Source organism: Bifidobacterium callimiconis (genome assembly GCF_003952005.1).
Classification (GTDB): Bacteria; Actinomycetota; Actinomycetes; order Actinomycetales; family Bifidobacteriaceae; genus Galliscardovia; species Galliscardovia callimiconis.
Genome location: NZ_QXGJ01000005.1, coordinates 19,052 through 43,852, shown reverse-complemented (window position 1 = coordinate 43,852; position 24,801 = coordinate 19,052). Strand labels below are relative to the sequence as shown.

The window sequence follows — 24,801 nt, the reverse complement described above, 5'->3', positions numbered from 1 at the left end:
GTATTGCCCCCTACGCAGGCTCCCCTCAACCTTTCCCATTCCACCAGCCAATGGCAATATTGGACCTCTTACGCCGGCTCCCCTCTTTGAGGGGAGCTGTCAGCCGCAGGCTGACTGAGGGGAGAACACCACCACCAGCCCCTGACGCTAGGTTCCCTCCCTCAGTCCGGCTTCGCCGGACAGCTCCCTCCCAGGGAGGGAGCACGATAGCGGCCCGTTCGCTAGCCGACAACCAGCCGACCGCTAGCCGACCGTTAGTCCTTGGCGACCCAGGGCTTGTCGTCGGGAACATCGACGACGTCGACCTTGCGGTTTCGTTCAAGACGCTGACGCAGGAAGTAGATGCCATAGCAGGCGGCCAGGAAGATCAACTCCGCGATCAGCGCGAACCGCTGCTCCACGTCGAAGAACACGAGGAAGAACGAGACCGTGCACAGAATGAACGCCGCCCACGACGTCCACGGATAACCGGGCGTACGGTACTTGAGCTCGCTCACCGTATGCCCCTCGGCGATCCAACGCCTGCGGAACACGATCTGGCAGTAGGCGATGGCGATCCACACCACCACGGCCGACAGGCCGGAGATGCCCACCAGCACCAGATACACCGTGCTCGCCGCCACCACGGAAGACAGCAGCGCAAGCAGACCGCCGGCCATGGAGGCGCACAGGGCCAGCATCGGCACGCCGCGACGGTTCGTCTTGGCGAACCACACGGGGATCATGCGCTCGTGGCCCAGCGACCACACCATGCGCGTGGTGGCGTACAGGCCCGAATTCGCCGCGGACAGCACGGCCGTGAGCACCACGAAGTTCATGATGTCGCCGGCGAACGGCAGACCGATGCTGTTGAACACGAGCACGAACGGGCTTTCGTCCACGCCCGCGTCCTGCCACGGGATCAGCGCCGACATGACCACGATCGAACCGATGAAGAACAGCACCAGGCGCCACAGCGTGGTGTGGATCGCCTTGGGCACCGCCACCTCGGGATTGCGGGTCTCGCCCGCGGTCACGCCGATCAGCTCGGTACCGGAGAACGCGAAGTTCACGGTGAGGATCGTAGCGAACACCGGCATGAATCCGTTCGGGAACGCACCGTCCTTCACCAGATTGTGGAACAGCGGCGCGGAATCATAGCCGTGCACGGGCAGCACGCCGAAGATCGCCAGACCACCGATCAGGATGAACGCGCAGATGGCCACCACCTTGATCGACGCGAACCAGAACTCCGTCTCCGCGAAGAACCGCACCGACAGCGCGTTGGACGTGAAGATCAGAATGATGCATGCCGCGCTCCATATCCATGTGGGCGTGCCGGGGAACCAGCGCTGCATGAGCAGACCGGCCGCGGTGAACTCCGAACCGAGCGCCACCGTCCAGGTCAGCCAGTATTGGATCGCGACCACAAAACCCGTGGCCGGTCCGATGAACTTGTCCGCGTAGACATGGAACGATCCGGTGACCGGCATGGCCACCGACAGTTCGCCCAGCGTAAGCATGACCAGATAGACGATCACCGCGCCGATCGCGTACGCGAGGATCGTGCCGATCGGGCCGGCCTGGTGGATCGTATAGCCGGAGCTGAGGAACAGACCCGTACCGATCACGCCGCCGAGCGAGATCATCTGCAGGTGACGGGCCTCCATGCCGCGCTTGAGGCTGGTGTGGATGGCGTGGGTATGCGGTCCCTTGGGGGTTGTACCGGAGGCATCGGCGTTGGCCGCTCCCCCGGATTCGGTTATGGTTTCTTCGCCGGATTCACTGGTCGTCATTGTGTTCTCTCTTCGTTGTACAGATGCATGGGGTCTCTTCCCCGGCCGCGCTTGACCGTGTCCTCATAAAGGAGGACATGACCGCAGAATCAGACGTTCTCCCCCTGGGAGGCCGATCCAGTCAAGAGCGCCCTTTGTTCTCCCTCCGAGGGAGGGAGATGTCATGACGAAGGTCATGACAGAGGGAGGGATTGACTACCTTTGCGGGCGCGCATTCCCTCCCTCAGTCACGCTATGCGTGCCAGCTCCCTCCCTTGGAGGGAGCACGCAGATGCGGAAAGACGTCTACTTGGCGTCGATGAGCACCATGTGGTACTGCTCGGCCATCTCCTTGAGGTTCTTCGGTTCGCCGTAGATGCCCACCAGCTCGCGCATGCGCTGCTCGTTGGCCTCGCCGAACTTGGCGCAGCGCTGGATCGCCTTGGCGGCGGTCACGAAGCGCGGCGGCTCGGACTTGCTGTTGAAGTTGTCGGCGTACATCACGATCTCCTGCTCGGTGGTGCGCGGCACGTAATCGGCCACGGGCAGCGGCAGATGCTGCTGCTCCACCATCTCCTTGGTGATGCCCACGCCCGTATGGTTGCGGCAGAACTGGGCGATCTCCTCGTCCACGCCCTCCGCCTTCAGCAGGTCGTAGCCGGCCAGACCGTGCAGAATATAGCGGTCGCGGTTGAACGAGACGGGTTCACCGTTGGAGCCGTCGTTGTCGATGACCTCGTACGTGCCGATGTCGTGCAGCAGCGCACCCACCACAGCCTTGTCGGTGTCGAGCAGACGGGTGGGTGCCTTGGTCGTGTACTGCTGGATCATGTCCTTGCCCAGCACGTCGGCCTGTACGAACAGACGGTTGCGGAAGACGCAGATCTCACGCACCATCTTCGCCACGATCATGCAGTGGCGGTACACCAGCTCGTAGGCCTCCTGCGAGGGCGCATACTTGCGGTGCAGATCATCGATATCGTCATAGCTTGGAATCATATCGCCCATATTAGAACCACCCATACGCGCGCGGGCCCTCGCGCATCCTTAGTGTGATCACACTAACAAACCGGCACACAAGGGTCTGAACACCCCAATCCACCCCTCCCCTCAGAAATCTCCCAGTTTTTCCACAGGAGTAGCCTAGAAAGGGAACAGTGAACGCACACATACTGTGCCCATAGTGAACAGGGGCCGTATTTTGCCTTGACATCGTCCGGGCATTCGCCGTACCGCCGCGCGTCGCACGTCGTACGCCGACGAGCGCGGCATGCACGCGAGCGCGACCGTCGAACCGGCCCGACACTGTAAACGGAACTGGAGAAGTACATGTTCGTCCTGAAGAACACCTGGGCCGCGATGGGGCGCCACAAGGCGCAGACCATACTGCTGGCCCTGACCGCCGTGGCCGTATCGTTCGGCTCGGTCGTGGGCCTGTCCATCCTCGACGCCGCGAACACGGCGACCACGACCACCTACAACGCGCTTACGCCGTCGGTCATGTTCCGCGTCGACCGTACGCGCGTCATCGCCAAGGAGGGCGGAGACGCAAGCAAGGTGGATTGGACGAAGTACAACCTGTCGTGGGAGAACTATTCGACGTACGTGGAGAAGGCCACGAACGCCGGCGTGCAGCTGGCGAACGCGCATTCCGCCGAGACCGCGAAGGTGAACGTCGACGGCGTGAGCGCCACCAAGGACGGCGTGCAGCTGGCGATCACCGGATTCTCCGACGCCGACGCCGTGGCCGACAGTCTCAACGGCTCGTACACCGTGGTGAAGGGCAAGGATCTCAGCTACGACACCAACAACGACGAGAACGCGGCGAGCACCGTGCTCGTGCCGCAGGCGCTGGCCACCAAGAACAATCTCAAGGTGGGCGATACGATCAAGCTCGTCAATCCGAGCGATTCCAGCCAGACGCTGGAGGTGAAGATCTCGGGCATCTACAAGACCAAGTCCAAGAGTTCCGAGGCGCAGACCGGCATCGATCAGGACAACACGATTCTGGCGTCCACGGCCGTGACGATGTCGGCCGGTCTGACCGGCACGGACACCGCCAGCACCGCGAATCTGCTCGACATCGCGATGGTGCTGCAGAGCCCGTCCGACTACACGAAGTTCGAGAAGGCCGTGCGCAAGGCCGGTCTGAGCAAGGACTACACGATCACGTCGCCGACGATCGACAAGTACAACGACAAGATCGAGCCGTTGAAGAACGGTGCCGCCAAGGTGCGCGTGGGCGTGATCGCCATGTACGTGGCGGGCGGCGTGATCGCGCTGCTGCTGCTCGTGTGGGGCATCGGCCGCGCGCGTACCGGCGAGGTGAGCTTCCTGACCATGGTCGGCGTGACGCGCGGCCGTATCGGCTGGCAGTTCTCGCTGGAGAATCTGCTGCCGATTCTCGTCGGATGGCTTGCGGGCGCGGCCGGCGGATTCTTCGCCGCCAAGCCGCTGTCGAACGCGCTGGCCGCCGGTACGAACGCCACGGTGGCCGCCGGAACCGTGTGGACGGTCGTGTGGATCGGTCTGGGCACGCTTGTGGCGACGATGGTGATCTGCCTGGTGCGTGCGAACCTGACCACTGCGACGACGATGCTGGGATCGCGAATGGAGGAGACCCGATGAGCGACGACAAGAAGACGACCAAGCCGGACAAGGATCTCGAGAAGACCGAGTCGACCGAAACGGTCGACGAGACGACGACGGTCGGCGCGGATGCGGATGACGTGATCACCAAGTTCGACATCGTGTTCGACGACGACAGTGTGGACGATACGGACAACGCGGCCGACGATACGGCTGACACGGACGGCACGACTGGCGCAGCCGACGCAGCCGGCACGACCGACGACGACAACGCCGACGAAGCCGATAAGACCTCCGACGAGTCTGCGGATGCGGCAAACGCCCAGTCCGAGGCCAAGACCACCGCTGCCGCCAAGCCGGCTGCCAAACCTGCGACCGTGAAGCCCGTCGAGGTGGTGGAGGCCGAGTCCACGGCCAAGCACATCGACCGCGAGATCCGTCACAAGAACGATTTCAAGTTCAAGACGTATCCGACGCTGGCGCTCAAGCATGCGTCGTACGCGTCGGACCGCAAGGGCGGCGACGTGCTGCACGACGTGAGCATGGAGTTCTATGCGCGCAAGACGCACGCGGTGCTGGTGGACGCCGAGAACGAGCGCGCGGCCGTGATGGGTCTGCTGTCCGGTCTCATGCGCCCGACCGACGGCAAGGTGATGTTCAAGAGCCAGGAGCTGCTCGAGCTCATGCCGCAGGAGTACCGCGGGCACTTCGTCGGCATGATTCCGCAGCGGTACGCGCTGCTGCCGTATCTGAGCGCGGTGCAGAACATCGTGATGACGATGGAGGCGTCGGGACGCAACTTCCTCAAGGCCAAGCCGATTCTGGCGGCGGAGCTGCTTGAGAACGTGGATTTCCCGGATGAGAAGAACGACGTTCCGGTGAGCGAACTGCTGGAGATCGATCGACGCAAGGCGGCCATCGCGCGTGCGCTGGCCTGCGAGCCGGCGGTGATTCTTGCCGACGAGCCGACCGGTCAGCTGGGTGACGACGGCCGTGACGAGGTGATGAAGCTGCTGCGCTCCTTCACCCGCAAGGACGATCACTGCGTGGTGATCGTGACCGAGGATCGCGATCTCGCCAAGTCCTGCGACTACACCTACACGCTGTAGGACGTCGGGATCAGGGCATTGTGGCTTCCCTCGTTGAGGGGAGCTGTCGGCGCAGCCGACGCACAGCCGACACACATAGCGTGTGCTCCCTCCATGGGAGGGAGCTGTCCGGCGCAGCCGGGCTGAGGGAGGGATTGAATCCGCACAAGAGTCGTATCCCTCCCTCTGTCACGACGTTCGTCGTGACATCTCCCTCCCTTGGAGGGAGAACTGAGCGAACTCAGTTCCCTCGGGGGAGAGAGAACATGAGGAGCCTTTCCTAGTCGTGGAATACGCCGTCGCGGATGTTGGTGTATCCCTCGGGCTCGATCTGGAAGGTGGAATGCTCCACCGAAACGGGGAAGTGGTCGCGTACGCAACGCTGCAGCGACTTGAGAATCGCCTCGTAGTCGCCGATCGTATCGGCGTCCACCACCACGTGCGCGCTCAGCGTGGGCATGCCCGTGGCCACGGTGTTCGCGTGCAGGTCGTGCACGTTCACCACGTGCTCCACGTTGCTCAGATGCGTGCGCACCTCCTCGAGATCCAGTCCCTCCGGAGTCTCCTCGAGCAGTACCTTCATGCTGGAGTGCAATAGCTTGCCGGCGCGCGGAATCATGAGCAGCGCGATGATCGCGCCGGCGATCGAATCGAAATTGCCCCAGCCGGTCGTCATGACCAGCACGGCGGAGACGACGACCGCCACCGAACCAAGCGCGTCGTTGGCCACTTCCAGGAACGCGGCCTTCATGTTCATGTTGGCCTTGCGGTCGCTCATCAGAATGAACAACGATCCCAGATTCGCGGCCAAGCCGATGATGCCGAAGATAAGCAGCAGGATCGGATCCTGCACCTCCTCGCCGTTGCCGAACAGTCGCATGGCCGCTTCGATCAGCGCGTACAGGCCCACGGCGAGCAGGGCGAGCGCGCCGCCGGCCGCGGTGATCACCTCGAGTCGCGCCCAGCCCCAGGTGCGTTCGGAGTTGGGCTTGCGCCGCATCAGAATGGCGGTGACGGTGGATGCGGCGAGCACCGAGATGTCGGTGAGCATGTGGCCGGCGTCGACCATCAGGGCGAGGCTGCCCGTGATGATCGCACCGACCACCTCGGCGAGGAATACCGTGCCGGTGAGGCAGAGCGTGGCGATGAGCCGGCGCGCGTGACCCGGATCGGAGACGTCGCCGCCGCCGTGCGAGTGCACGTGCGAGTGCGAGCCGCTTTGTCCCGAGCTGCCCTGACTTGGACTCCCCTGTCCCGGATTGCCCGGGATCGGAGTCATTCCGCCGGTCTTCGTGTTCGTATCCTGCGTCGTTTCCATACCCCACACTGTAGTCGCGGCGGTTCCGGCGGTATTTCGGCCGCCCTCACCTCATCCGTCAGCCTTCGGCTGCCACCTTCCCCTCAAGGGGAAGGCCGCATTCCCCGGATGTAGGCGCAATGGCAATCAGCTCTGGAAGACGTCGGGGCGTTCGGGGTCGCCGGGCTCGGTGTCGAGCGTGCCCTCGGCGTGCAGGAACTCGCGCCAGAAGTCGAGACTCTGGCCGTACGGGTGCGCGTCGGCGCCGTGCGCCTGCAGATCGGCCTTGGCGGCACGCACGTCGAGCGCGGTCAGTCCGTCGAAGTACGTCAGCAGACCGGAGAACATCTCCTGCGAGTAGAACAGTCCCGACACGATCTCGGTAAGCCGCTGCGCACGTTCGACGGGCAACGAATCCCAGTGACGCAGCTCCACGAAGTTCTTCAGACGAACGTCGTTGAAATGCGTGGAAATCAGATGGTTGATCTCCGCCTGGTTGAGCTCACGGTCCGGGTAGATCGCGGCCGCATCATCGTACGGCGCGGCGAACACCGGACGGTCGCCCGTGTACTCGGGCGTATGCGACAGATCGGCGATGAACACAGGCGTGGTGAGCACGTCGGTGGCGTAATGCTCCCAGTCGTAGTTGTCGTCATACAGGCCCCACAGCTGGTTGGTGCGCTGCGGGTCGATCCAATCCCACATCTCCTGACGCAGCAGCGGGAACGGGTTCGGCTCCTTCTCGAAGAACGGGGTGTTGCGGAAGAACCAGGCGAGGATCGGGCCGACGGCCGTGCCGATGCGCAGCTTGTCGATCGAATCCTTCTCGCTGAAGTAGTCGATGCTCACCTGCGTGGACGCGGACGCGCGCATCATGCAGTAGCCGTAGCGGGCGATGCGGGCGAAGTACTTCTGCATCGCGTGGTAGCGATGCTTGGGGATGATCTCGATCTCCTTGTAGGAGGTGTCGGGCTGGTAGCCGTAGTTGATCAGACGGATGTCGAATCGGTCGAGGATCGGGTCGAGGTCGCGACGGAACTCGGCGTACAACGCGTCGAGATCGTCGGCGTGACGCAGCACGCCCAGCGAGCATTCGATCTGACCGCCCGGTTCGAGCGAAACGGAGATGCCGGGCTTGCCCAGACCCAGCAGATGACCGTCCTCGTAGTATTCACGCGTGGGATCATAGTGCGAGGCGAGCGCCTGCAGCACATTGCGGATGCCGTGCGGTTCGGCGTAGGTGACCGCCTTGCCGGTGGACTTGCGGATGGGAAGATGCTCGATCTCCACACCGAAGCCGTAGTTGTCGGGCTTTTTGATGCCGGACTCGAAGAACTTCAGCAGACTCTGCACATGCTTGGGGTTCGGCTTGGTGCCCTGGTGGGCAAAATCGAAGGCTCGTATCGTCATGTCTCGAGCGTACTGCAACCTGCTCCCCCGACATGTGACGGCGGGTATACGAATAATCGATAGGGCGTCACAGCTCTTCGATCGCGTATTCGCCGGTCTTGTTGGACGCGATGATCATGTGATTGTTCGGCAGGGTCTTCCAACCGTCGCGCTCGCGCTGTTCGAAACCGGAACTGGCCGCCACCACGCCGCCGTTCTTCAGTTCACGATAGCGGATGCGACGATAGTCGGCCGCGTGCTCCACCTGACCGTAGCGCGCGTACAGCTCCTCGATCTCCTTCTCCGGCTTGAGGCTGCCGACCGCGTGCACGCAGATGTACGTGTCGCCGGTCTGGATCATGCAGTTGTACGACGAACGCGGGTACTGCGCACGCAGATCGCGAATCGCCTCGCGTACGGCGTCGTGCAGCGCCAGACCCTTGTGATGGTAGGCCAGTACGAGCGCGAAGTACACGGCGGAGTCGCTCTTGCCGCCCGTACGCAGCATGTCGAGTTCGGAGACGGGCTTCTTGGGGGCGCGCACGATGTTGCGCTGATTGAGATCACTGATATCGCCATTGTGGATGAACGAGACGCCGTCGGCGAAGAACGGCTGCTGGTTTTCCATGATCAGCGGCAGACCGGACGATGCGAGACGTAGATGATACAGCGCGCCGCGCGCGCCCTGGCATTCGATGGAACGGAACACGGGATCGGCGTACGCGGACGACGTGGACTTGTAGACGCTCACGTTCGCCGACGGCGACGGCGCGCCGCCGTCCTTGGTGCCGGCGGGTTCGTACGGGTCGGTGACGAGCGCGGCTCCCCAGCCGTCGTTGTGAATGATCGCCATCTGCTGGAACGTTTCCAGCTGCGAAGACGTTAGCACGTCGTCAAGGCTCTGATTATCACCCGAGGTAGCGTATCCCAACAGTCTGCACATAGTTCTCCACCATACCGGGTACGGTCGGCGACTTGCCCACGGTGTTATAGAACGTGGCTATAACGCTGCCGAGCGCCGCCGCACCCGAGTCCGCGCGAACGGTCACATACTCGAGGCCGGACGCAGGTCGAAGTTCGGCCGTGACCGGTGCCGCCGCATCGCGTCGACGCCGTCATCCCGCCCGGCCGGGCGCAGTCCCACCGCGTCGGGATTGCCGTCGACGGTGCCATCCATGTGCACACTATCGCGGTGCACGCCGTCACGCACGTCGTCGGATGACGGCACGAGCACGCCGGCGAACTGTCGCGTATCGTCGGCGGCCATCTGCGCGGCGCGGGCGTTCTCCGCCTCCTCGCGCTGCTCGGCCTGGATCTGCTGCAACGTGATCGGCCGCTTCGACTTGCGCAGCGCCACGCGCTTGAGCGCCGGCACCTTGTGCGTGGACAGGAACAGCGGCTGCACCTCCACCACCGGGTTATAGGCGGACAGGCCGAACCACTGCGCCGGGCTGCCGGCAACGTGACGGATCGCGTACTTCACGCGCAGCAGCGTGGAACCGCGTTCGGTGATCTTCGATTCGGGCATGAGCGCCTTGTGCACGAGCACGTACTGGATCGTGCCGATCTGCGGGTCCTCGTCCAGCTTCGGGTAGATGCTCGACTGCTTGGGCAGCGTGCCGTCGTTGATCAGATCGTGCATGATCTGATGCAGGTACGTGGCCACGTTCTGCGACACCTTGAACCCGAGGCGGATGCGCACGCGGAACATGAAGCTCGTGCCGAAGTTCTCCACCGAATACTCGCGCGTGAACGGATCGTCGGTCACCTGCACGGAGACCGCCCACCATGCGCGGGCGCGCTTGGGATGGTTGCCGAAGATCGAGTAGAAGATGTCGGTGTCGAGTCGACGAAGCTCGGGGTCGGACGTCAGGTAGACCAGGTTGTCGGCGTAGTACGGCAGCTTGAAGTCGCGGTGCAGTGCGTCGAGCGCGGGCAGGAACTCCTTGGGCCACATGTGCCGGCGCTGCGAGCGCTCCACCCTGGTGCCCTGATCCCACACGACCATGATGCCGAGGATCGCGAGCGTGAGCAGCATGGTGAACCAGCCGCCGTGCAGGAACTTCGACATGGACGCGAGGAAGAACAGCGTCTGGATGGCCAGGAACATGATCGCGAACACGATGGCGAACGCCCGGCGTTTCCATCCGTTCCAGATGTAGGCGGCGAGCAGGATCGTGGTGGTGATCATGGTGATGGTGAGCGCCAGACCGTAGGCGGCGGTGATGTGCTCGGAGTCGCGGAACATGGCGAGCACGCTCAGCGTGGCCACGCACAGCACCAGGTTGATCGACGGAATGTACAGCTGACCGCGGGTGCGCGCCGGGTAGCGCACCTGCAGATGCGGCATCCAGTTGAGGCCGGTGGCCTCGGAAACCATGGTGAACGCGCCGGTGATCAGCGCCTGCGAGGCGATCACGCCGGCCGCGACCGACAGCACCACGGCCACCGAGCGCAGACTGGGCGTCATCATCTGGAAGAACGGGTTGAGGCTCTTGATGTGGTACAGGTCCTCGTTGTTCTGGTTGCGCAGGATCCACGCGCCCTGTCCGAAGTAGTTGAGGATGAGCGCGATCTTGATGAACGGCCAGGTGGCGTAGATGTTGCCGCGGCCCACGTGGCCCATATCGGAGTAGAGCGCCTCGGCGCCGGTGGTGGCGAGGAACACGGTGCCCATGATGGCGAGGCCCGCCTTGTTGTTCGGGTCGAACAGCAGGAAGTTGATGCCGATGGCCGGGTTGAGCGCCTCGAACACACTCCAGTCGGAGCCGATGGAGAACACGCCCACCACGGCGAGGAACGAGAACCAGATCATCACGATCACGCCGAACACCTTGCCGATGCGTTCGGTGCCGCGCGACTGGATGCTGAACAGGGCGATGATGATCACCACGGTGATCATGAGCGTGAGGTTCTGGTTGGCGTCGAACACCGGATTGAGCTGCGGGATGGTCTGCAGACCTTCGACTGCGGACGAGATCGACACGGCCGGCGTGAGCACGGAGTCGGCGAGGAACGCGGCGCCGCCGAGCATGGCCGGCCAGGCGAGCCACTTGCCGTAGCGCCGGACCATGCTGTACAGCGCGAAGATACCGCCTTCGCCCTTGTTGTCGATGCGCATGGCGATGAACACGTATTTGACGGTGGTGATCAGCGTGATCGACCAGAACAGCAGCGACAGCATGCCAAGCACGGATCCGCGGTCGGCGTTCTGGAGGCCGCCCTGACCGGAGAGGAACGACTGCGCCATGTACAGCGGCGAGGTGCCGATATCGCCGTAGACCACGCCGAGCGCCACGATGCACATGGCGAAGCTCACGCGGTCGGGGCTGGACTGCACGCGACGCCACCAGTGCCCGATGCGGGTGCGCGGTTCGCGGGATGTCTTGCGTGCCGCCTTGGCTGCGGCCTTCTTCGCGCGTTCGGCCTCCGCCTTTTCCTCGGGAGGCACGATGCGGCGGGATGTCTTGGGAGCCTTGGTGATGCTGACCGGCGGGATGAGCGAGCCGCTGTCCTCGGCGGTCATGGGGTCCTTTGCGGACTTGGGCGCGCTCGTGTCGCCGGCGTCCTCGGAATTCTTTGCGGACCGGGCGCCCGCGGTCTTCGTCGCGGATGATTTCGCCGTTGCGGTCTTCGCTACTAATTTTGCGGTGGATTTCGCGGTCGTGGATTTCCTTGATTTCCTGGTTCTGGACTGGACCGCGGCCGCTGATTGCCCTGATGGTTGTTCTGTCTGTTGTTCGGACTGTGCGGATCGATCGGTCCGCTCCGCGACCTGTTTATGCCGTTCGGATTCGTTGTCCGCGGACTCCGTGGAATCCGACGAACCGATCGAATCCGCAACGTCCGAGGACGCGGACGACGTCGATGAAGACGATGTCGAACCGGTTTCATCAGATGACATCGTAGAGGCCGACGTCACGGCCATGGACTGCGACCGCTCGGATCGGCGATCGGCCGGAACGGATTTCTCGGATATGTCAGAGGCTCGCCTTCGCGATTTCCCCTGTTTTCTCCCCCTGTTTTCCACCGACGTTTCGTCGGTGTCCCTGAGCTCTTCCGCCACTTGGAACCTCCAACAATTCCGCACGCACGAGGCGTGCAAAACCTTGTGAATATCTTGTGACCTTCAAGTCAAGATACACACAGTACCACCGCGAAAAGCATTTGGTAAATCAGTTGGGATGAATGTGAGGGAGGATACAGGAAGTGTTCATTTAACAGGTTTTCGGCGGAAAACCGCGGTTTTCCGCCTATCAGACGTCATATCAATCGGTAGGCATGACGATCGGACTCCGCGACCGGTCACGCCCGTGCCCCACCGATCGGCGATCAGATGCCGTAGACGCGGCGCGCGTTCTCACGGGTCAGCGCCGCCGTCTCGTCGATCGTCAGATCGAGCACGTCGGCCATCGCGGCGAGCGTGTACGGGATCATGTACGGCGCGTTCGTACGGCCGCGGTACGGCATCGACGTAAGATACGGCGCGTCGGTCTCCACAAGAATATGGTCGCGCGGAATCAAAGCAAGCGATTCGCGAATGCCGTCGTTGCCCTTGTAGCTCACCGTTCCGGAGAAGCTCAGATACCAGCCGTTGTCGCGCGCGATGCGGCCCATCTCGGCGTCGCCGGAATAGGAGTGGAACACCGTACGATCGGGTGCGCCGTCCTTGAGCAGGATGTCGATGCAGTCGGCGTGGGCGTCGCGATCGTGGATCTGCATGGGCAGGTTGAGTTCCTTGGCGAGCGCGATGTGCGCGCGGAACGCCTCACGCTGGTGTTCGCGCGCGGCGTCGCCGGTGCGGAAGAAGTCAAGACCGGTCTCGCCGATCGCCACCACGATGTCCGGATGCGCGACGGCCAGACGATGCACTTCGGCGATCGCATCGTCAAAACTGATGTCGTGCCACGGCTTGTACTTGATTTCGAGACCGTCGGGCCCCGGCGCTCCACGATGACCGTGCAGTACGGCTTCGTTGGGGTGAATGGCCAGGGCGGCGTGCACGCGGTCGGGGAATTCCTCGGCCAGACTGACGGCACGGGAAAGATTCGGATATTCGCAGCCGACGTCGACGATCTGACGGACGCCCACCGCGGCGGCCATGTCGAGCAGTTCGCCTTCGGAGTACACGGGCACGTACGGCTGGCCTTTGACCTCCGCCTCGTGGCTCATGGCCTTGGAGAACGGGACCACGGACCTGACGTGCGTGTGGTTGTCGATCGTCCATTCGTTGAGCGGTTTGGGTGCGGGTGCCCAGCTTCTGTCGCGATGATGTTTGGCCATACGCTCCAGTATGCACGCCCGCCTGACCTGGCGGTTCGAGCGGAGGTGGTTCGAGTGTGGTCGGCACAAGCGGGACGGCACGAGCGGGACGGGGCGGCGCAGGCAGTTCGGACGGGACGGATCGGTTTTGGGAGACGGAATGGGAGTACGTACAAACTTGGTAGTCGAAACGAGACGTCGCGAGCGCGAACACCCCTCTTGCGGCGTCGCGCATTGACTACCAAACAGAAGGATGTTGCGTTTCGACTACCACAATGTCGCGTATTGACTACCAAGTTTTCGGCCTGTACCGCCGATGCGCGCCCTGCGATCGGAGTCGGCGGGCGATCGGGAACATCGTGCGCAGAAAAAGAGAAACCCGGCGGGGACTGGCCGCCGGGTAATCAGAGAAAGGAAGAGAGAAGAAGGGTTCAGTTATCCGATTCGCTTACCGAGTGACTCGACGTTGCCGGACCATCCGAGGAACCGTACCAGCGGTGTCATCCGCTGACATTTCTTATATAACCACCGCTTTCTGGGCACAACGATGCAATAACCTTGGAATTACCTAAAAATGCGAACGCCTAGGTAAATCCCCGTTGAACTCGCCTACAACTGGCTCATCCAGGTGCATGGCCATTCAAATTTGGGGCGCCGAATACCCGGATTCCGCTCTTTGGGGCGCCAAATGGACGAAAAACGTCGATAAAACGGGCATTTGACGCCCCAAAGAGCAGATGTTCTCGCATAGTAAGACAGATTCGACAATCAGTCCCGCATTATGAGCATGGGCACGTCGACGGCACGACATGTCAGGACTCAATAGTGCGATCACACAACGAGAACCGACCCGCAATCCAGTGAGGTGGCATTCACCCCGAGTTCCCGGATAAGGACAGGGCGCTCAGGGACGGCGATTCCTTGATTCCGATGCCGTCGCCTATTGACCACGGACGGATTGGAACCGCCCCGCCCCCAAAGTGGAAAGGAGCCTCCATTTCAGCCGGCGTGATTGTCGCTTTGGCGTGATTGTTATCACAGTGTTGTCACAGGACCGTTCGCAGCTTTTGCGAGTGTGCGATACCGTTGACATTCCAACGATTTTGACCGCAGAAAAGAAGAAACCCGGTGGGAGAGAAGACCACCGGGCTAGAGAGAGAAGAGAGAAGAAGGGTTCAGTTATCAGATTCGAATGGAATCTCACCAGCGGGTTCAACCGCTGACATGTTTTATATAAGCAGTCGTTCCTTGGAAAGATGATGCGGGAACCTGAATCTTTCCTGAGAATGTGTGAGAGATTTGTGACGGCTCACATAGGCCGAACATGGCGGGTCCGACGAGATGGGATCCGTTGGATGGAGAGACCCGGGATCCCTCCCTCAGTCACGCTTCGCGCGACAGCTCCCGGCAAGAACGGACGGCCTACGGCCGGCAGCCTTATACTCGCCTGTCGGCTCAACCGCACCCTAAAAACGCCTCCGGCATTTTTCAACGGGCGCAGCCCGCGGAGGGAGCACAGCAATCGACCAGCAAGACCAAAAAGAACGTTCTCCCTCCACGGGAAGGAGATGTCATGACGACAGTCATGACAGAGGGAGGGATCGGAAACCTTCACGGATCCGATCCCTCCCTCAGTCCGACTACGTCGGCCAGCTCCCTCCCTCGGAGGGAGCACATAGATGCCTAGTCATTCCGGCGTCGAAGCCTCTCCCCTAGAGGGAGCACGATGGCACCGAGACCGACGAACGGCCGAAATCAGGCGAGCTTGGCCTTTTCGGCGGCGAGACGCTCGGCCTCCTTGGCGCGGCGGGCGTCGAGCTCGGCCTGGAAGCGCTCGAGCTCCTCGGCCACGGCCTCCTTCGGGATCTTGGCGAAGATCGGCTTCGGCTTGGGCACCACGGCGCCCACGGTGATCGGCTCGCTCTTCCACGGGTGCACGTTCACGCCCAGCTTGTAGTCGCCGGTGATGATCGGATAGCTGAAGCCGGGCTTGTCGAGATCCTCGACCTCCTCGATGTGCGGCAGCGGCGAGAACACGCCCTCGCCGCCCAGGGCCTCCCACACCTTCTGCGCGGAGTGCGGCAGGAACGGTGCGAGCAGGTGGTTGGCGTCGGACACGGCCTGCGCGGCCACATGCAGCACGGTGCCCAGACGGGCCTCGTCATCCTTGATCTTCCACGGCTCAACGGCGGAGATGTACTTGTTGATCTCGCCGACGATGCGCATCGCCTCGGCCAGGGCGGCCTTCTGGTGGTGCTTCTCGAGGAAGTTACCCACGGTGTCGAACGCGGCGTTGGTCTGCTCGAGCAGCGCACGCTCCTGATCGGTCATCTTGGACTCGTCGATGGCCGGGATCGCACCGAAGTTCTTGGCGATCAGGTTGGCCACACGGTTGACGAGGTTGCCCCACGCAGCGGCCAGCTCCTCGTTGTTGTGGCGCACGAATTCGGCCCACGTGAAGTCGGAGTCGGAGCTTTCCGGACCTGCCACGGAGATGTAGTAGCGCACGGCGTCCACGGGGTAGCGGGCGAGGATGTCCTTCACGTAGATCACGATGCCACGCGAGGAGGAGAACTTCTTGCCTTCCATGGTCATGAACTCGCTGGCCACCACCTGCTCGGGCATGTTCAGCGGACCGAGTTCGCCGGTCTCGCCGCCCTTGGAGCCCTGGCCATTGTAGGCGAGCATCTCAGAGGGCCAGATCTGCGAGTGGAAGGTGATGTTGTCCTTGCCCATGAAGTAGTAGGCGGGGGTGGACGGGTCGTTCCACCAGGCGCGCCACGCCTCCGGGTCACCCTTGCGGCGAGCCCATTCGATGGATGCCGACAGGTAGCCGATCACGGCGTCGAACCACACGTAGAGCTTCTTGTTCGGGTTGTCGATCCAGCCGTCCACCGGCACGGGGATGCCCCAGTCGATGTCGCGGGTGATGGCGCGCGGCTTGACTTCCTTGAACAGGCCGATGGAGAAGTTGATGACGTTGGTGCGCCAGCCTTCGCGGGTCTTGAGCCATGCGAGGTTCGCTTCGGCGAGCGCGGGCAGGTCGAGGAAGTAGTGTTCGGTCTCCTCGAAGCGCGGGGTTTCGCCGTTGATCTTGGAGACGGGGTTGATCAGATCGATCGGGTCGAGTTCGTTGCCGCAGGCGTCGCACTGGTCGCCACGCGCGCCGTCGGTGTGGCAGATCGGGCATTCGCCTTCAATGTAGCGGTCGGGCAGGGTGCGGCCGGTGGACGGGCTGATGGCCACCTGCTGGGTGCCCTTGTAGATGTAGCCGTTCTTGAGGCACTGCTTGAACAGTTCCTGCACCACGTGCTCGTGGTTGCCGGTGGTGGTGCGGGTGAACAGATCGTAGCTCAGGCCGAGGTCGCACAGGTCCTTGGCGATCACGCGGTTGTAGCGGTTGGCGAGCTCCTGGGCGGTCAGGCCCTCCTTTTCAGCCTCGACCAGGATCGGGGTGCCGTGCTCGTCGGTGCCGGACACCATGAGCACGTCGTTGCCCTTCATGCGCTCGTAGCGCGCGTAGACATCCGAGGGGACGCCGAAACCGGCCACGTGGCCGATATGGCGGGGGCCGTTCGCATACGGCCAGGCGACGTTAACAAGAATATGACTCATAAATCCCGATTATCCGTACGGGCATTGACGTTTCACGCTTTGGATTGTGGACAATCCGCGGAGTTGTCCACATGGGTGTCGTTTTAAGCGTGAGTTATCCACTTTTCCACATTTTCCGTCGTCGTCCGAACGGGATCGCGCGCCACCGCCTAACGTCGGGAGGCATGAACGACATTGCATACGATACGGTCGTTCGTCAGAGTCGACGGGCGAGAAGAGAACAGATCATTCAGAACGACTCGCGTCTCATGCCAGACAAGGGACCGTCGCTGATCCACAGCGCGGACGTGACCGGTCATATGGCGTTGCATCGATTGGTCGCCATGGGTGTGCTGACCCGTCTGGATGACACGTGTGGCTATCGCAATGATTATGCGGACACGCTGGTCGGCCGCGCGCTGATCGTGGAATCGATGATCCCGTACGGTGCGACGGCGGCAGGCAAGCTGGCGCTGTGGGTGTGGGTCGGCGGACGGTTTCCGACGTGCGTTGATCTGATATCGACGTCGCATTATCGGGCGCGCGTGCACGACCGCGACGTGCATGTGCACAATCGTCGCATGCTAACAAATCATGTGGTGCGATTGGCCGGTCTGCGGATCACGTCGCCCATACGCACGGCATGCGATCTGGCGTGCATGGCTCCCGTGGAACGGCAGGGGTGCGATGTGAACCAGCTGCTGGCCGCGCTGATGGTGAAGTATGCGATCAGTCCCGATGACTGTCTTGACATGCTGTGGTGCAACCAACGGTGGCCGCGGCACAGTCTGGGCATCACCACGTTTATTGCGTTGAAGAGACGGAGGAAGTCATGGGAGGATTCGGACGGCGACCGGGACGGGCGCGGCGCGCAGATCGCGGCGGACAGGGATGGCGTGACGGCCGAAGCGGGCGCGGGGGCCGGAGTGGACGGGACGGTTTCGACCATGGTCGAAGCCGCGGGACGATCGCACGGTCCGGGCGCGACGAAGCCGGTTCCGGCGGCACACCCGTCACGCGTCGGGCCCGGCATGGCGGTGGCGCAGGACGTGCGAAAAAACGTCCGTCCGAGAGGCGGCCGTCCGGTCGCGCGGCATGGTTTCGCAAGGCCGATCGACGCCTTCACACACTGCGTCGGCTCGGCGTGAAACGTGCGGCCGCACCGCACGAGCGCGGACCGAAGCCTCCCGAGCCGCCGATGCGTCTGACCGCGCAGGTGGCGTGTGATCCGAACACCGCCGAGGACGTGCTGTGGACGATCGCCGAACGTGCGCCGGAACTGCGCATGTGGCTGATCGCGAACCCGTCGGCGAGCGCGGAACTGCTCGAGTATGTGGCGCAGCGCGGCGGACCGGGTGTGGCGCGCGGGTTCGAGGTGCTGTTCGGCGCGATGGACGACCGGATCCCGTGATCCGCGACCGCGCACCGCCTTAGTGTGATCACACTAGGGATGCCGCCCTGCATTAGTGGGTGCCACCCTGCGTTAGTGTGATCACACTAACGGCGTGGCCATCTCACTGCTTGATCTTGAGGACGGCGTTGTAGACCTGCTTGCGGTTGGCGAGCGAGCCGTCGGGCAGTGGATGTTCCTCGATCACTTCGGCGATCGCGTCCTTGATGCGCAGACCGTCTTCGAGCGCACGGTCGATGGCGAGCACGGCCAGTTCGTCGACGCTCAGCACGGACGACGATGCCTCGAGTGCCTCGTTCTCGGACGCGCCGCCGATCACGAGCACGATCTCGCCGCGCGGCGGATCGTCGATCACGCTCTGACGGATCTCGCCGATGCCGCCGCGGCGGATCTCCTCGAAGTCCTTGGTCAGTTCACGGGCCAGCGCCATCGGGCGGTCGGGGCCGAACGCGGAGAGCAGGTCGTCCATCGAATCGGCGATGCGGTGCGGGGTCTCGTAGAACACGATCGTACGGCGCTCGGACTGGAGTGCACGCAGACGCTGCACGCGTTCGGCGTGCTTGCGCGGCAGGAATCCTTCGTAGCAGAAGCGGTCGGTGGGCAGTCCGGACAGGGCGAGTGCGTCGAGTACGGCGGAGGGGCCGGGCGCGCACGTGACGGGCAGACCGCGTTCGATGGCGCGGCGCACGATCGACAGACCGGGGTCGTTGATCGTGGGCATGCCGGCGTCGGAGACGACGAGCACGCAGGCGCCGGTCTCCACTTCGTCGAGCAGACCGTCGGACTTGGAACGTTCGTTGTGATCGTGGAACGCCACCACACGACCGTTGACATGCACGCCGAGACGGCGGGCAAGATCGTAGAGACGCCGAGTGTCTTCCGCGGCCACGATATCGGCCTGTTCCATGAGCGCCACGAGTCGGGCGGACGCGTCGAACGTGTTGCCGATGGGCGTGGCGGCGAGCACCACCGTGCCGCGCGGAATCGTCAGTGTGCGCTGGGGGCCGGCGGGCGCGGCGGCTGCGGACGGCGCATCCGATGCAGTCCGGGCGGCCAGCGCGGACTGGGCCTCACCGTTGATCTGATCGTCGGGATTCATGGTTTCCGAGGTTTCCGATTGCATGCCTTCAGTATTGCCTACGGCGGTTACATCGGCCGCGCGGGGCAGGCAGACCCCGACCTTCCCCTCATCCGTCAGCGGCACCTCATCAGTCACGCTGCGCGCGACAGCGTCCCCTCAAGGGGAAGCCGGCATCACCGGATACGAGCGACAAGCGCCACGCTGCCTTCCCCTCGAGGGGAAGGTGGCCGACGAAGTCGGACGGATGAAGTGACGCGTCGGCGTATAGCCCTCCCTCAGTCGCGCTGCGCGCGCCAGCTCCCTCCCACGGAGGGAGCACATGGAGAGAAGGATCCGACATCATCACCTCATCAGTCACGCTGCGCGCTGCGACTTCCCCTCAAGGGAAGCCGAGAAAAAGGCCGGTGAGCGATCACAATTCAGACGGGGTTCACCGGGACGACAGAAAGAATATGAATTGCCGTTGAATTCTGTCGTTTCGGAGCCCCAAACCGGCCACAACGATAATAAAGTGGTACGTATGGCCCAGATATTCAATGAACCCTCAAAGGCGATCCTGAAAAGCCAGATCGCCGAGCATATCGCGGAGACCCCCAAGGACAACCGCGAAGACCCCAACGCCTCCCTCTACGAGCCGTTGCCGAAGGACCGGTTCTTCGATCGTGAACTCAGCTGGCTGAAGTTCAACAAGCGAGTGCTGGAACTGGCCGAGGACGACTCCCTTCCCGTCATCGAACGCGCCAACTTCGCCGCAATCTTCGCGTCGAACCTCGACGAGTTCTTCATGGTCCGCGTGGCCGGCCTCAAGCGTCGTATCGACACCGGCCTGGCCGTCACGTCGGCGAGCGGCCTGAGCCCGCGCCAGACGCTGCGCGCCATCTCCGATCAGGCCCACCGCCTGCAGGACGAGCACGCCCACTACGTCGTGGAGCACATCCTGCCCGACCTGGCCAAGGAGAACATCGTTCTGCTCAAGTGGAGCCAGCTGACCATCGCCGAGCAGGAGCGCCTGAGCAAGTTCTTCCGCATGCAGGTGTTCCCCGTGCTCACCCCGCTGGCCGTGGACCCCGCCCACCCGTTCCCCTACATCTCCGGCAACTCGCTGAACCTCGCCGTGATCGTGGAGAACCCGACGTCCGGCAAGTCGCACTTCGCCCGTGTGAAGATTCCGGACAACCTGTCCCGCCTCGTGCCGGTCGACGACATGACCGAGGACGAGCACGGCGACGTGCGCTACGGCTTCATCACCATGGAGAACCTGATCATCGCGCACCTCGAATCCCTGTTCCCGGGCATGATCATCAAGGAGGCGCGTTCGTTCCGCGTCACCCGTAACGAGGACATCGACGTCGAAGAGGACGATGCCGAGAACCTGCTCAACGCGATGGAGAAGGAGCTGCTGCGCCGCCGCTTCGGACCGCCGATCCGCCTCGAGCTCTCCGACACCACCTCCCCGTTCCTCTCGCACCTGCTGGCTGACCAGCTGGGCGTGAACGACGAGGAAGTGTACCGTCTGCCCGCTCCGCTCGACTTCACCGTGCTGTTCGAGCTCGGCGGCGTGGATCGTCCGGATCTCAAGTTCCACAAGTTCATCCCCACGACCAACCGTCAGATCGCCGAGGTCGAGTCGAGCCGTGCGCAGGACATCTTCGCCGCCATCCGTGAGCGCGACATCCTGCTGCACCACCCCTACGACTCCTTCTCCACTTCCGTGCAGGCGTTCCTTGCACAGGCCGCCGCCGACCCGAAGGTGCTGGCCATCAAGCAGACCCTGTACCGTACGTCCAGCAACTCGCCGATCATCGACGCGCTGGTCGACGCCGCCCAGGCCGGCAAGCAGGTGCTCGCCCTGGTGGAGATCAAGGCCCGCTTCGACGAGGACGCGAACATCGCGTGGGCCCGCAAGCTCGAACGCGCCGGCGTGCACGTGGTGTACGGCATCGTCGGTCTGAAGACGCACTGCAAGCTCTCGCTCGTGGTCCGTCAGGAGGCCGATGGCCTTCGCCGCTACTGCCACGTGGGCACGGGTAACTACAACCCGAAGACCGCTCGAATCTACACCGATCTCGGTCTGCTCACCTGCGATCCGGTGGTCGGACAGGATCTCACCCGCCTGTTCAACCAGCTGTCCGGCTACGCGCCCAAGTCCACGTTCCACCGTCTGCTGGTGGCGCCGCGCGGCATCCGCTCCGGTCTGATCGAGCGCATCCGCCGCGAGGAGGACGCCGCCCGCGCCGGCAAGGAGGCCTGGATCAAGATCAAGGTCAACTCGATCGTGGACGAGAAGACGATCGACGCGCTGTACCGCGCCTCGCAGGCCGGCGTGAAGATCGATATCGTGGAGCGCGGCATCTGCTCGCTCAAGCCCGGCGTGCCCGGCATGAGCGAGAACATCCGCGTGCGTTCCATCCTCGGCCGCTTCCTGGAGCACAGCCGCATCTACGCCTTCGCGAACTCGCAGGGCCCGCAGATCGGCGAAGGCCCCTCCTCCGGCCCAGAGGTCTGGATCGGTTCGGCCGATCTGATGCACCGCAACCTCGACCGTCGAGTCGAGGCGCTGATCCGCATCACCGCGCCCGAGCAGATCGTGGAGCTCATCAAGTACGTCGACCTGCAGATGGCCGACACCACCAGCTCCTGGCACATGCAGCCGGACGGCACCTACGTGCGTCACTCCCGTGACGCCGAAGGCAAGCCGCTCGTCGACTGCCAGGAGGCGCTGATCAAGAAGCATACGCGTCGTCCGCGCAACAGCTGATCGGATTCATCTGATCGATTCGACCGATCTGATCGAATCATCGACGCGTGCATGACGGTGCCGAGGGAGCGTCATCAACTCCCGACTGCACCCACACAGCCGGAACGGGCATCCTCAACGGGATGCCCGTTTCGTTATATCTGATATGTAAGTGTCCAAAGACGGGCACCCAGCCATGGGCAATTTATGTCATCGTTAACGTCTTCCTATCACACTGAGCAATAATGGAGCCGTAAATGCACAACTCCAAACACAAAGGAACCACTATGAACACAGTCGTCGAGGCAGCCGGCGGCATCGTGTACCGTTGGTGCGACGGAGTCGAACTACTGGGCGACGCCCAAAACGATCCCGATCTGATACTGGAGAACATCGAGGTCTGCGTGATCCACAGGCCCAAATACAACGACTGGAGCTGGCCAAAGGGCAAACTCGAAATCAACGAATCGCACCGTCACGCGGCCGTACGCGAAATCGGCGAGGAAACCGGACTGGCGGTTGCGCTCGGCGCCTACATCGGCGACGTGGAATACCCCCTCGATGACGAGGGCAAGCGAGGCAAGCGCCGCACCGATCCACGCAAACCCAGCAAACACGTGTGCTACTGGATCGCCTCGATCATCGACGACGAAACCGCCATGAAACGCCGGTACGCATTCGGTCCGATCAACGCCGACAAGCACGAGGTCGACAACGTGCTGTGGATGTCGCCCGCCGACGCACGACACAAGCTCACCCACGTGCTCGACCGCGACGTCCTCGACGAATTCGTCCGCAAGGTCAAGGCCGGCATCCTGAAATCCAAGATGTTCCTGCTCATCCGCCACGGCAAGGCCGAAGGACGCAAATTCTGGGGCGGCACCGACGCCGACCGTCCGATCACGCCGCTCGGCTCCGCGGCCGCATACGCACTCACCCGCGAAATCGCCTGCTTCGGCGTGAACCGACTCGTCACCTCACCCTGGCGACGCTGCGTCGGCACCATCCAGACATTCGCATGGCAGACCGGACTGCCCGTGAACATGGCCGACGATCTGACCGAAGACGCCTACGCGTCGCAGCCCGACTCCGCATGGGAATGCCTGCGGCACGAAATGGAGATCACGCTGCGCACCGGACAGATCACCGCCGTATGCATGCACCGGCCCGTGATCGGCGGCGTGTTCGAACACATGCGAGCACTGTGCGAACGCAAGTCGCTGGCCAAGCAGCTGCCCGCGAAAACGCCGTACATGGCCACCGGACATGCGGTAGCCTTTAATATCGTCAACACGGACAACGGTCCGGCAATCATCGATATTCAGAAGGTAAGCCCCATTGTCTACTAGCTCCTCCTCTTACGGTTCCTCCTCCATTCGTGCGGCGGGCTCGGGATTCGCGGCATCCGGACGATTCACGCGGCCGGCACAGCTCGACCCCGCGCTCATGGAACACCTCTCCGGCGGCGTGGACCCGCAGCAGCTCAGCGAGATCAGCCACACCACGGCCGCCTCGTTGCTCGACCGCGTGCACCACACGCAGGACCCGCAGACGGTGGAGCGCGTGCTCACGCTCGTGGAACACGAAGGCGTGGACCTGGTGGCGGAACTGTGGAGCGGCGGCGACCCCGACTCGCTGCCCGGCGTGCTGTGGCGACTGTACATGCTGCGCACGTGGATGCGCCGCAACCGCGAATCCATCTCACGACTGTGGCGCATCGGCGAACCGGTGGCGGGAGCGTCGTCGGCGATCGCGGGCGTGGATCAGGCGCCGACCGCGGAGGACATCGCGCGCACGGCGGACTCGATCCTCTCCGGCGCGTTCGTGGGCGACTTCGCCGTGGCCATGGAGCGGGCAAGCGCGTTCTGCGCGGTGATCTCGGCGGGGCTCGTGGCCGAAGCGCGGCGCCGTCAGGAGCGTGACGCCGAGCTGCGCGGCTCCGGCGCGATCTCCAGCTCGGGCGCGGCGCATCTGATGAAAACCGCGCGCTCGCTGCACTCCACGTCCAAGGATTTCAAGGCCGGCGCGCGTCTGTGGCGCGAGGGTCGGCTGGAGTAGCTGCGGCTGCTCCGGCGGGGGGCTGCGGACGGCAGGGCGTCTGCCTAGCAGCTGGCCGATGTTCCAAGTCCGGCGTTTTCGCTGCGGGTTTATCACGTAGACAATACGGACCCGCGGCTAACATGATCGTTCACTGCGGGTTCGTCACGTGGATCATATGAACCCGCAGTCAGCGTACTCACTCACTGCGGGTTTGTCGCGATCGCGTATCCAATCCGCAGTTCACACAGTCGCCCGCTGCGGGTTCGTCGTATCTGGATGACAAACCCGCAGCGGGGACGTGTCAGACGCTTGCGATAAATGGGCACCGTGGGATTCTCTTCGCGGTGTGTTTGACGCACACGTACGGCGAACACACCGCGGATGAGAACCGACCGCAATAGTCAACCGACGCACCCGACCCCGAACCCGACTCCGTCCGCGAACACACCGGAATCGATCGGTTTGGCGGACCGGGGAAAATGCCGTACAGTAGTAGCCGCGTCGGGCCGTGCATTGCCCCGGGCTCCATTTTTTGCCGCCGCGAGCGGCCCTTGCGCCG

At 63.2% G+C, this 24,801-nt stretch carries 17 protein-coding genes; 8 read left to right on the top strand and 9 right to left on the bottom strand.

Annotated elements, in window-relative coordinates:
* Positions 1-254 precede the first annotated feature (254 nt).
* On the bottom strand, positions 255-1,775 hold the full coding sequence (locus D2E23_RS05850) for an amino acid permease (RefSeq protein WP_126030048.1): 1,521 nt from the start codon (positions 1,773-1,775) through the stop codon (positions 255-257).
* 285 nt (positions 1,776-2,060) lie between these two features.
* Complete coding sequence (locus D2E23_RS05845) at positions 2,061-2,762, bottom strand: HD domain-containing protein (RefSeq protein WP_093960243.1); 702 nt, start codon at positions 2,760-2,762, stop codon at positions 2,061-2,063.
* Positions 2,763-3,083: 321 nt separating this feature from the next.
* Here D2E23_RS05845 and D2E23_RS05840 point away from each other — a divergent pair, with 321 nt between their 5' ends.
* Both D2E23_RS05840 and D2E23_RS05835 read left to right on the top strand, forming a co-directional pair.
* On the top strand, positions 3,084-4,382 hold the full coding sequence (locus tag D2E23_RS05840; RefSeq protein WP_126030047.1) for an FtsX-like permease family protein: 1,299 nt from the start codon (positions 3,084-3,086) through the stop codon (positions 4,380-4,382).
* Positions 4,379-5,452, top strand: a complete 1,074-nt coding sequence (locus tag D2E23_RS05835; RefSeq protein WP_126030046.1) for an ATP-binding cassette domain-containing protein — start codon at positions 4,379-4,381, stop codon at positions 5,450-5,452. The genes D2E23_RS05840 and D2E23_RS05835 overlap by 4 nt, the downstream gene beginning before the upstream one ends.
* A gap of 259 nt (positions 5,453-5,711) precedes the next feature.
* On the opposite strand, the gene D2E23_RS05830 is transcribed toward D2E23_RS05835, so the two are convergent.
* The 4 genes from D2E23_RS05830 to D2E23_RS05815 all read right to left on the bottom strand — a co-directional run bounded on the left by D2E23_RS05830 (position 5,712) and on the right by D2E23_RS05815 (position 11,643).
* Complete coding sequence (locus D2E23_RS05830; protein ID WP_241227238.1) at positions 5,712-6,749, bottom strand: cation diffusion facilitator family transporter; 1,038 nt, start codon at positions 6,747-6,749, stop codon at positions 5,712-5,714.
* A gap of 126 nt (positions 6,750-6,875) precedes the next feature.
* The gene (locus D2E23_RS05825; RefSeq protein WP_126030045.1) at positions 6,876-8,138 is read right to left on the bottom strand and encodes a glutamate-cysteine ligase family protein; all 1,263 of its coding nucleotides are present in this window, start codon (positions 8,136-8,138) and stop codon (positions 6,876-6,878) included.
* A gap of 67 nt (positions 8,139-8,205) precedes the next feature.
* Positions 8,206-9,060, bottom strand: a complete 855-nt coding sequence (locus D2E23_RS05820; protein WP_126030044.1) for a class II glutamine amidotransferase — start codon at positions 9,058-9,060, stop codon at positions 8,206-8,208.
* Positions 9,061-9,162: 102 nt separating this feature from the next.
* Entirely contained in the window at positions 9,163-11,643 is a 2,481-nt protein-coding gene (locus D2E23_RS05815; protein ID WP_241227237.1) for a KUP/HAK/KT family potassium transporter, read from the bottom strand.
* Here D2E23_RS05815 and D2E23_RS11810 point away from each other — a divergent pair.
* Positions 11,597-12,232 carry a hypothetical protein gene (locus tag D2E23_RS11810; protein ID WP_241227236.1) on the top strand — a complete coding sequence of 212 codons (636 nt, stop codon included), beginning with the start codon at positions 11,597-11,599 and terminating at the stop codon, positions 12,230-12,232. The genes D2E23_RS05815 and D2E23_RS11810 overlap by 47 nt on opposite strands.
* 217 nt (positions 12,233-12,449) lie before the next feature.
* Here the strand turns inward: D2E23_RS11810 and D2E23_RS05810 are convergent, their stop codons facing one another.
* Complete coding sequence (locus D2E23_RS05810; protein ID WP_126030042.1) at positions 12,450-13,400, bottom strand: TatD family hydrolase; 951 nt, start codon at positions 13,398-13,400, stop codon at positions 12,450-12,452.
* Between the two features lie 1,734 nt (positions 13,401-15,134).
* Positions 15,135-16,994, bottom strand: coding sequence for a methionine--tRNA ligase (gene metG / locus D2E23_RS05805; protein WP_093960250.1), 1,860 nt, complete (start codon positions 16,992-16,994; stop codon positions 15,135-15,137).
* A 164-nt stretch (positions 16,995-17,158) separates the two neighbouring features.
* On the opposite strand from metG, the gene D2E23_RS05800 reads away from it, so the two are divergent.
* Positions 17,159-18,121 (top strand): hypothetical protein, encoded by a 963-nt coding sequence (locus D2E23_RS05800; RefSeq protein ID WP_126030041.1) that lies wholly within the window; start codon positions 17,159-17,161, stop codon positions 18,119-18,121.
* Positions 18,118-18,384, top strand: coding sequence for a variant leucine-rich repeat-containing protein (locus D2E23_RS05795; protein ID WP_241227235.1), 267 nt, complete (start codon positions 18,118-18,120; stop codon positions 18,382-18,384). The genes D2E23_RS05800 and D2E23_RS05795 overlap by 4 nt, the downstream gene beginning before the upstream one ends.
* 103 nt (positions 18,385-18,487) lie before the next feature.
* Here D2E23_RS05795 and rsmI read toward each other — a convergent pair whose 3' ends face one another.
* Positions 18,488-19,507 carry a 16S rRNA (cytidine(1402)-2'-O)-methyltransferase gene (gene rsmI, locus D2E23_RS05790; RefSeq protein WP_240541599.1) on the bottom strand — a complete coding sequence of 340 codons (1,020 nt, stop codon included), beginning with the start codon at positions 19,505-19,507 and terminating at the stop codon, positions 18,488-18,490.
* 478 nt (positions 19,508-19,985) lie between these two features.
* Between rsmI and D2E23_RS05785 the strand changes: the two genes are divergently transcribed.
* From D2E23_RS05785 to D2E23_RS05775, 3 genes are all read left to right on the top strand, one after another.
* Positions 19,986-22,223, top strand: a complete 2,238-nt coding sequence (locus D2E23_RS05785; protein WP_126030040.1) for an RNA degradosome polyphosphate kinase — start codon at positions 19,986-19,988, stop codon at positions 22,221-22,223.
* A 266-nt stretch (positions 22,224-22,489) separates the two neighbouring features.
* Positions 22,490-23,551, top strand: coding sequence for an NUDIX hydrolase (locus tag D2E23_RS05780; protein WP_126030039.1), 1,062 nt, complete (start codon positions 22,490-22,492; stop codon positions 23,549-23,551).
* On the top strand, positions 23,541-24,260 hold the full coding sequence (locus D2E23_RS05775; protein ID WP_126030038.1) for a thymidine phosphorylase: 720 nt from the start codon (positions 23,541-23,543) through the stop codon (positions 24,258-24,260). Before D2E23_RS05780 ends, D2E23_RS05775 begins: the two co-directional genes overlap by 11 nt.
* The last annotated feature ends 541 nt before the right edge of the window (positions 24,261-24,801 follow it).

Coding starts and splice junctions, on each gene's coding strand:
- metG (WP_093960250.1), bottom strand. CDS start 16,994: ATGAGTCATATTCTTGTTAACGTCGCCTGGCCGTATGCGAACGGCCCC.
- D2E23_RS05785 (WP_126030040.1), top strand. CDS start 19,986: ATGGCCCAGATATTCAATGAACCCTCAAAGGCGATCCTGAAAAGCCAG.
- rsmI (WP_240541599.1), bottom strand. CDS start 19,507: ATGCAATCGGAAACCTCGGAAACCATGAATCCCGACGATCAGATCAAC.
- D2E23_RS05835 (WP_126030046.1), top strand. CDS start 4,379: ATGAGCGACGACAAGAAGACGACCAAGCCGGACAAGGATCTCGAGAAG.
- D2E23_RS05830 (WP_241227238.1), bottom strand. CDS start 6,749: ATGGAAACGACGCAGGATACGAACACGAAGACCGGCGGAATGACTCCG.
- D2E23_RS05825 (WP_126030045.1), bottom strand. CDS start 8,138: ATGACGATACGAGCCTTCGATTTTGCCCACCAGGGCACCAAGCCGAAC.
- D2E23_RS05850 (WP_126030048.1), bottom strand. CDS start 1,775: ATGACGACCAGTGAATCCGGCGAAGAAACCATAACCGAATCCGGGGGA.
- D2E23_RS05845 (WP_093960243.1), bottom strand. CDS start 2,762: ATGGGCGATATGATTCCAAGCTATGACGATATCGATGATCTGCACCGC.
- D2E23_RS05800 (WP_126030041.1), top strand. CDS start 17,159: ATGAACGACATTGCATACGATACGGTCGTTCGTCAGAGTCGACGGGCG.
- D2E23_RS05780 (WP_126030039.1), top strand. CDS start 22,490: ATGAACACAGTCGTCGAGGCAGCCGGCGGCATCGTGTACCGTTGGTGC.
- D2E23_RS05810 (WP_126030042.1), bottom strand. CDS start 13,400: ATGGCCAAACATCATCGCGACAGAAGCTGGGCACCCGCACCCAAACCG.
- D2E23_RS05820 (WP_126030044.1), bottom strand. CDS start 9,060: ATGTGCAGACTGTTGGGATACGCTACCTCGGGTGATAATCAGAGCCTT.
- D2E23_RS05815 (WP_241227237.1), bottom strand. CDS start 11,643: ATGACCGCCGAGGACAGCGGCTCGCTCATCCCGCCGGTCAGCATCACC.
- D2E23_RS05840 (WP_126030047.1), top strand. CDS start 3,084: ATGTTCGTCCTGAAGAACACCTGGGCCGCGATGGGGCGCCACAAGGCG.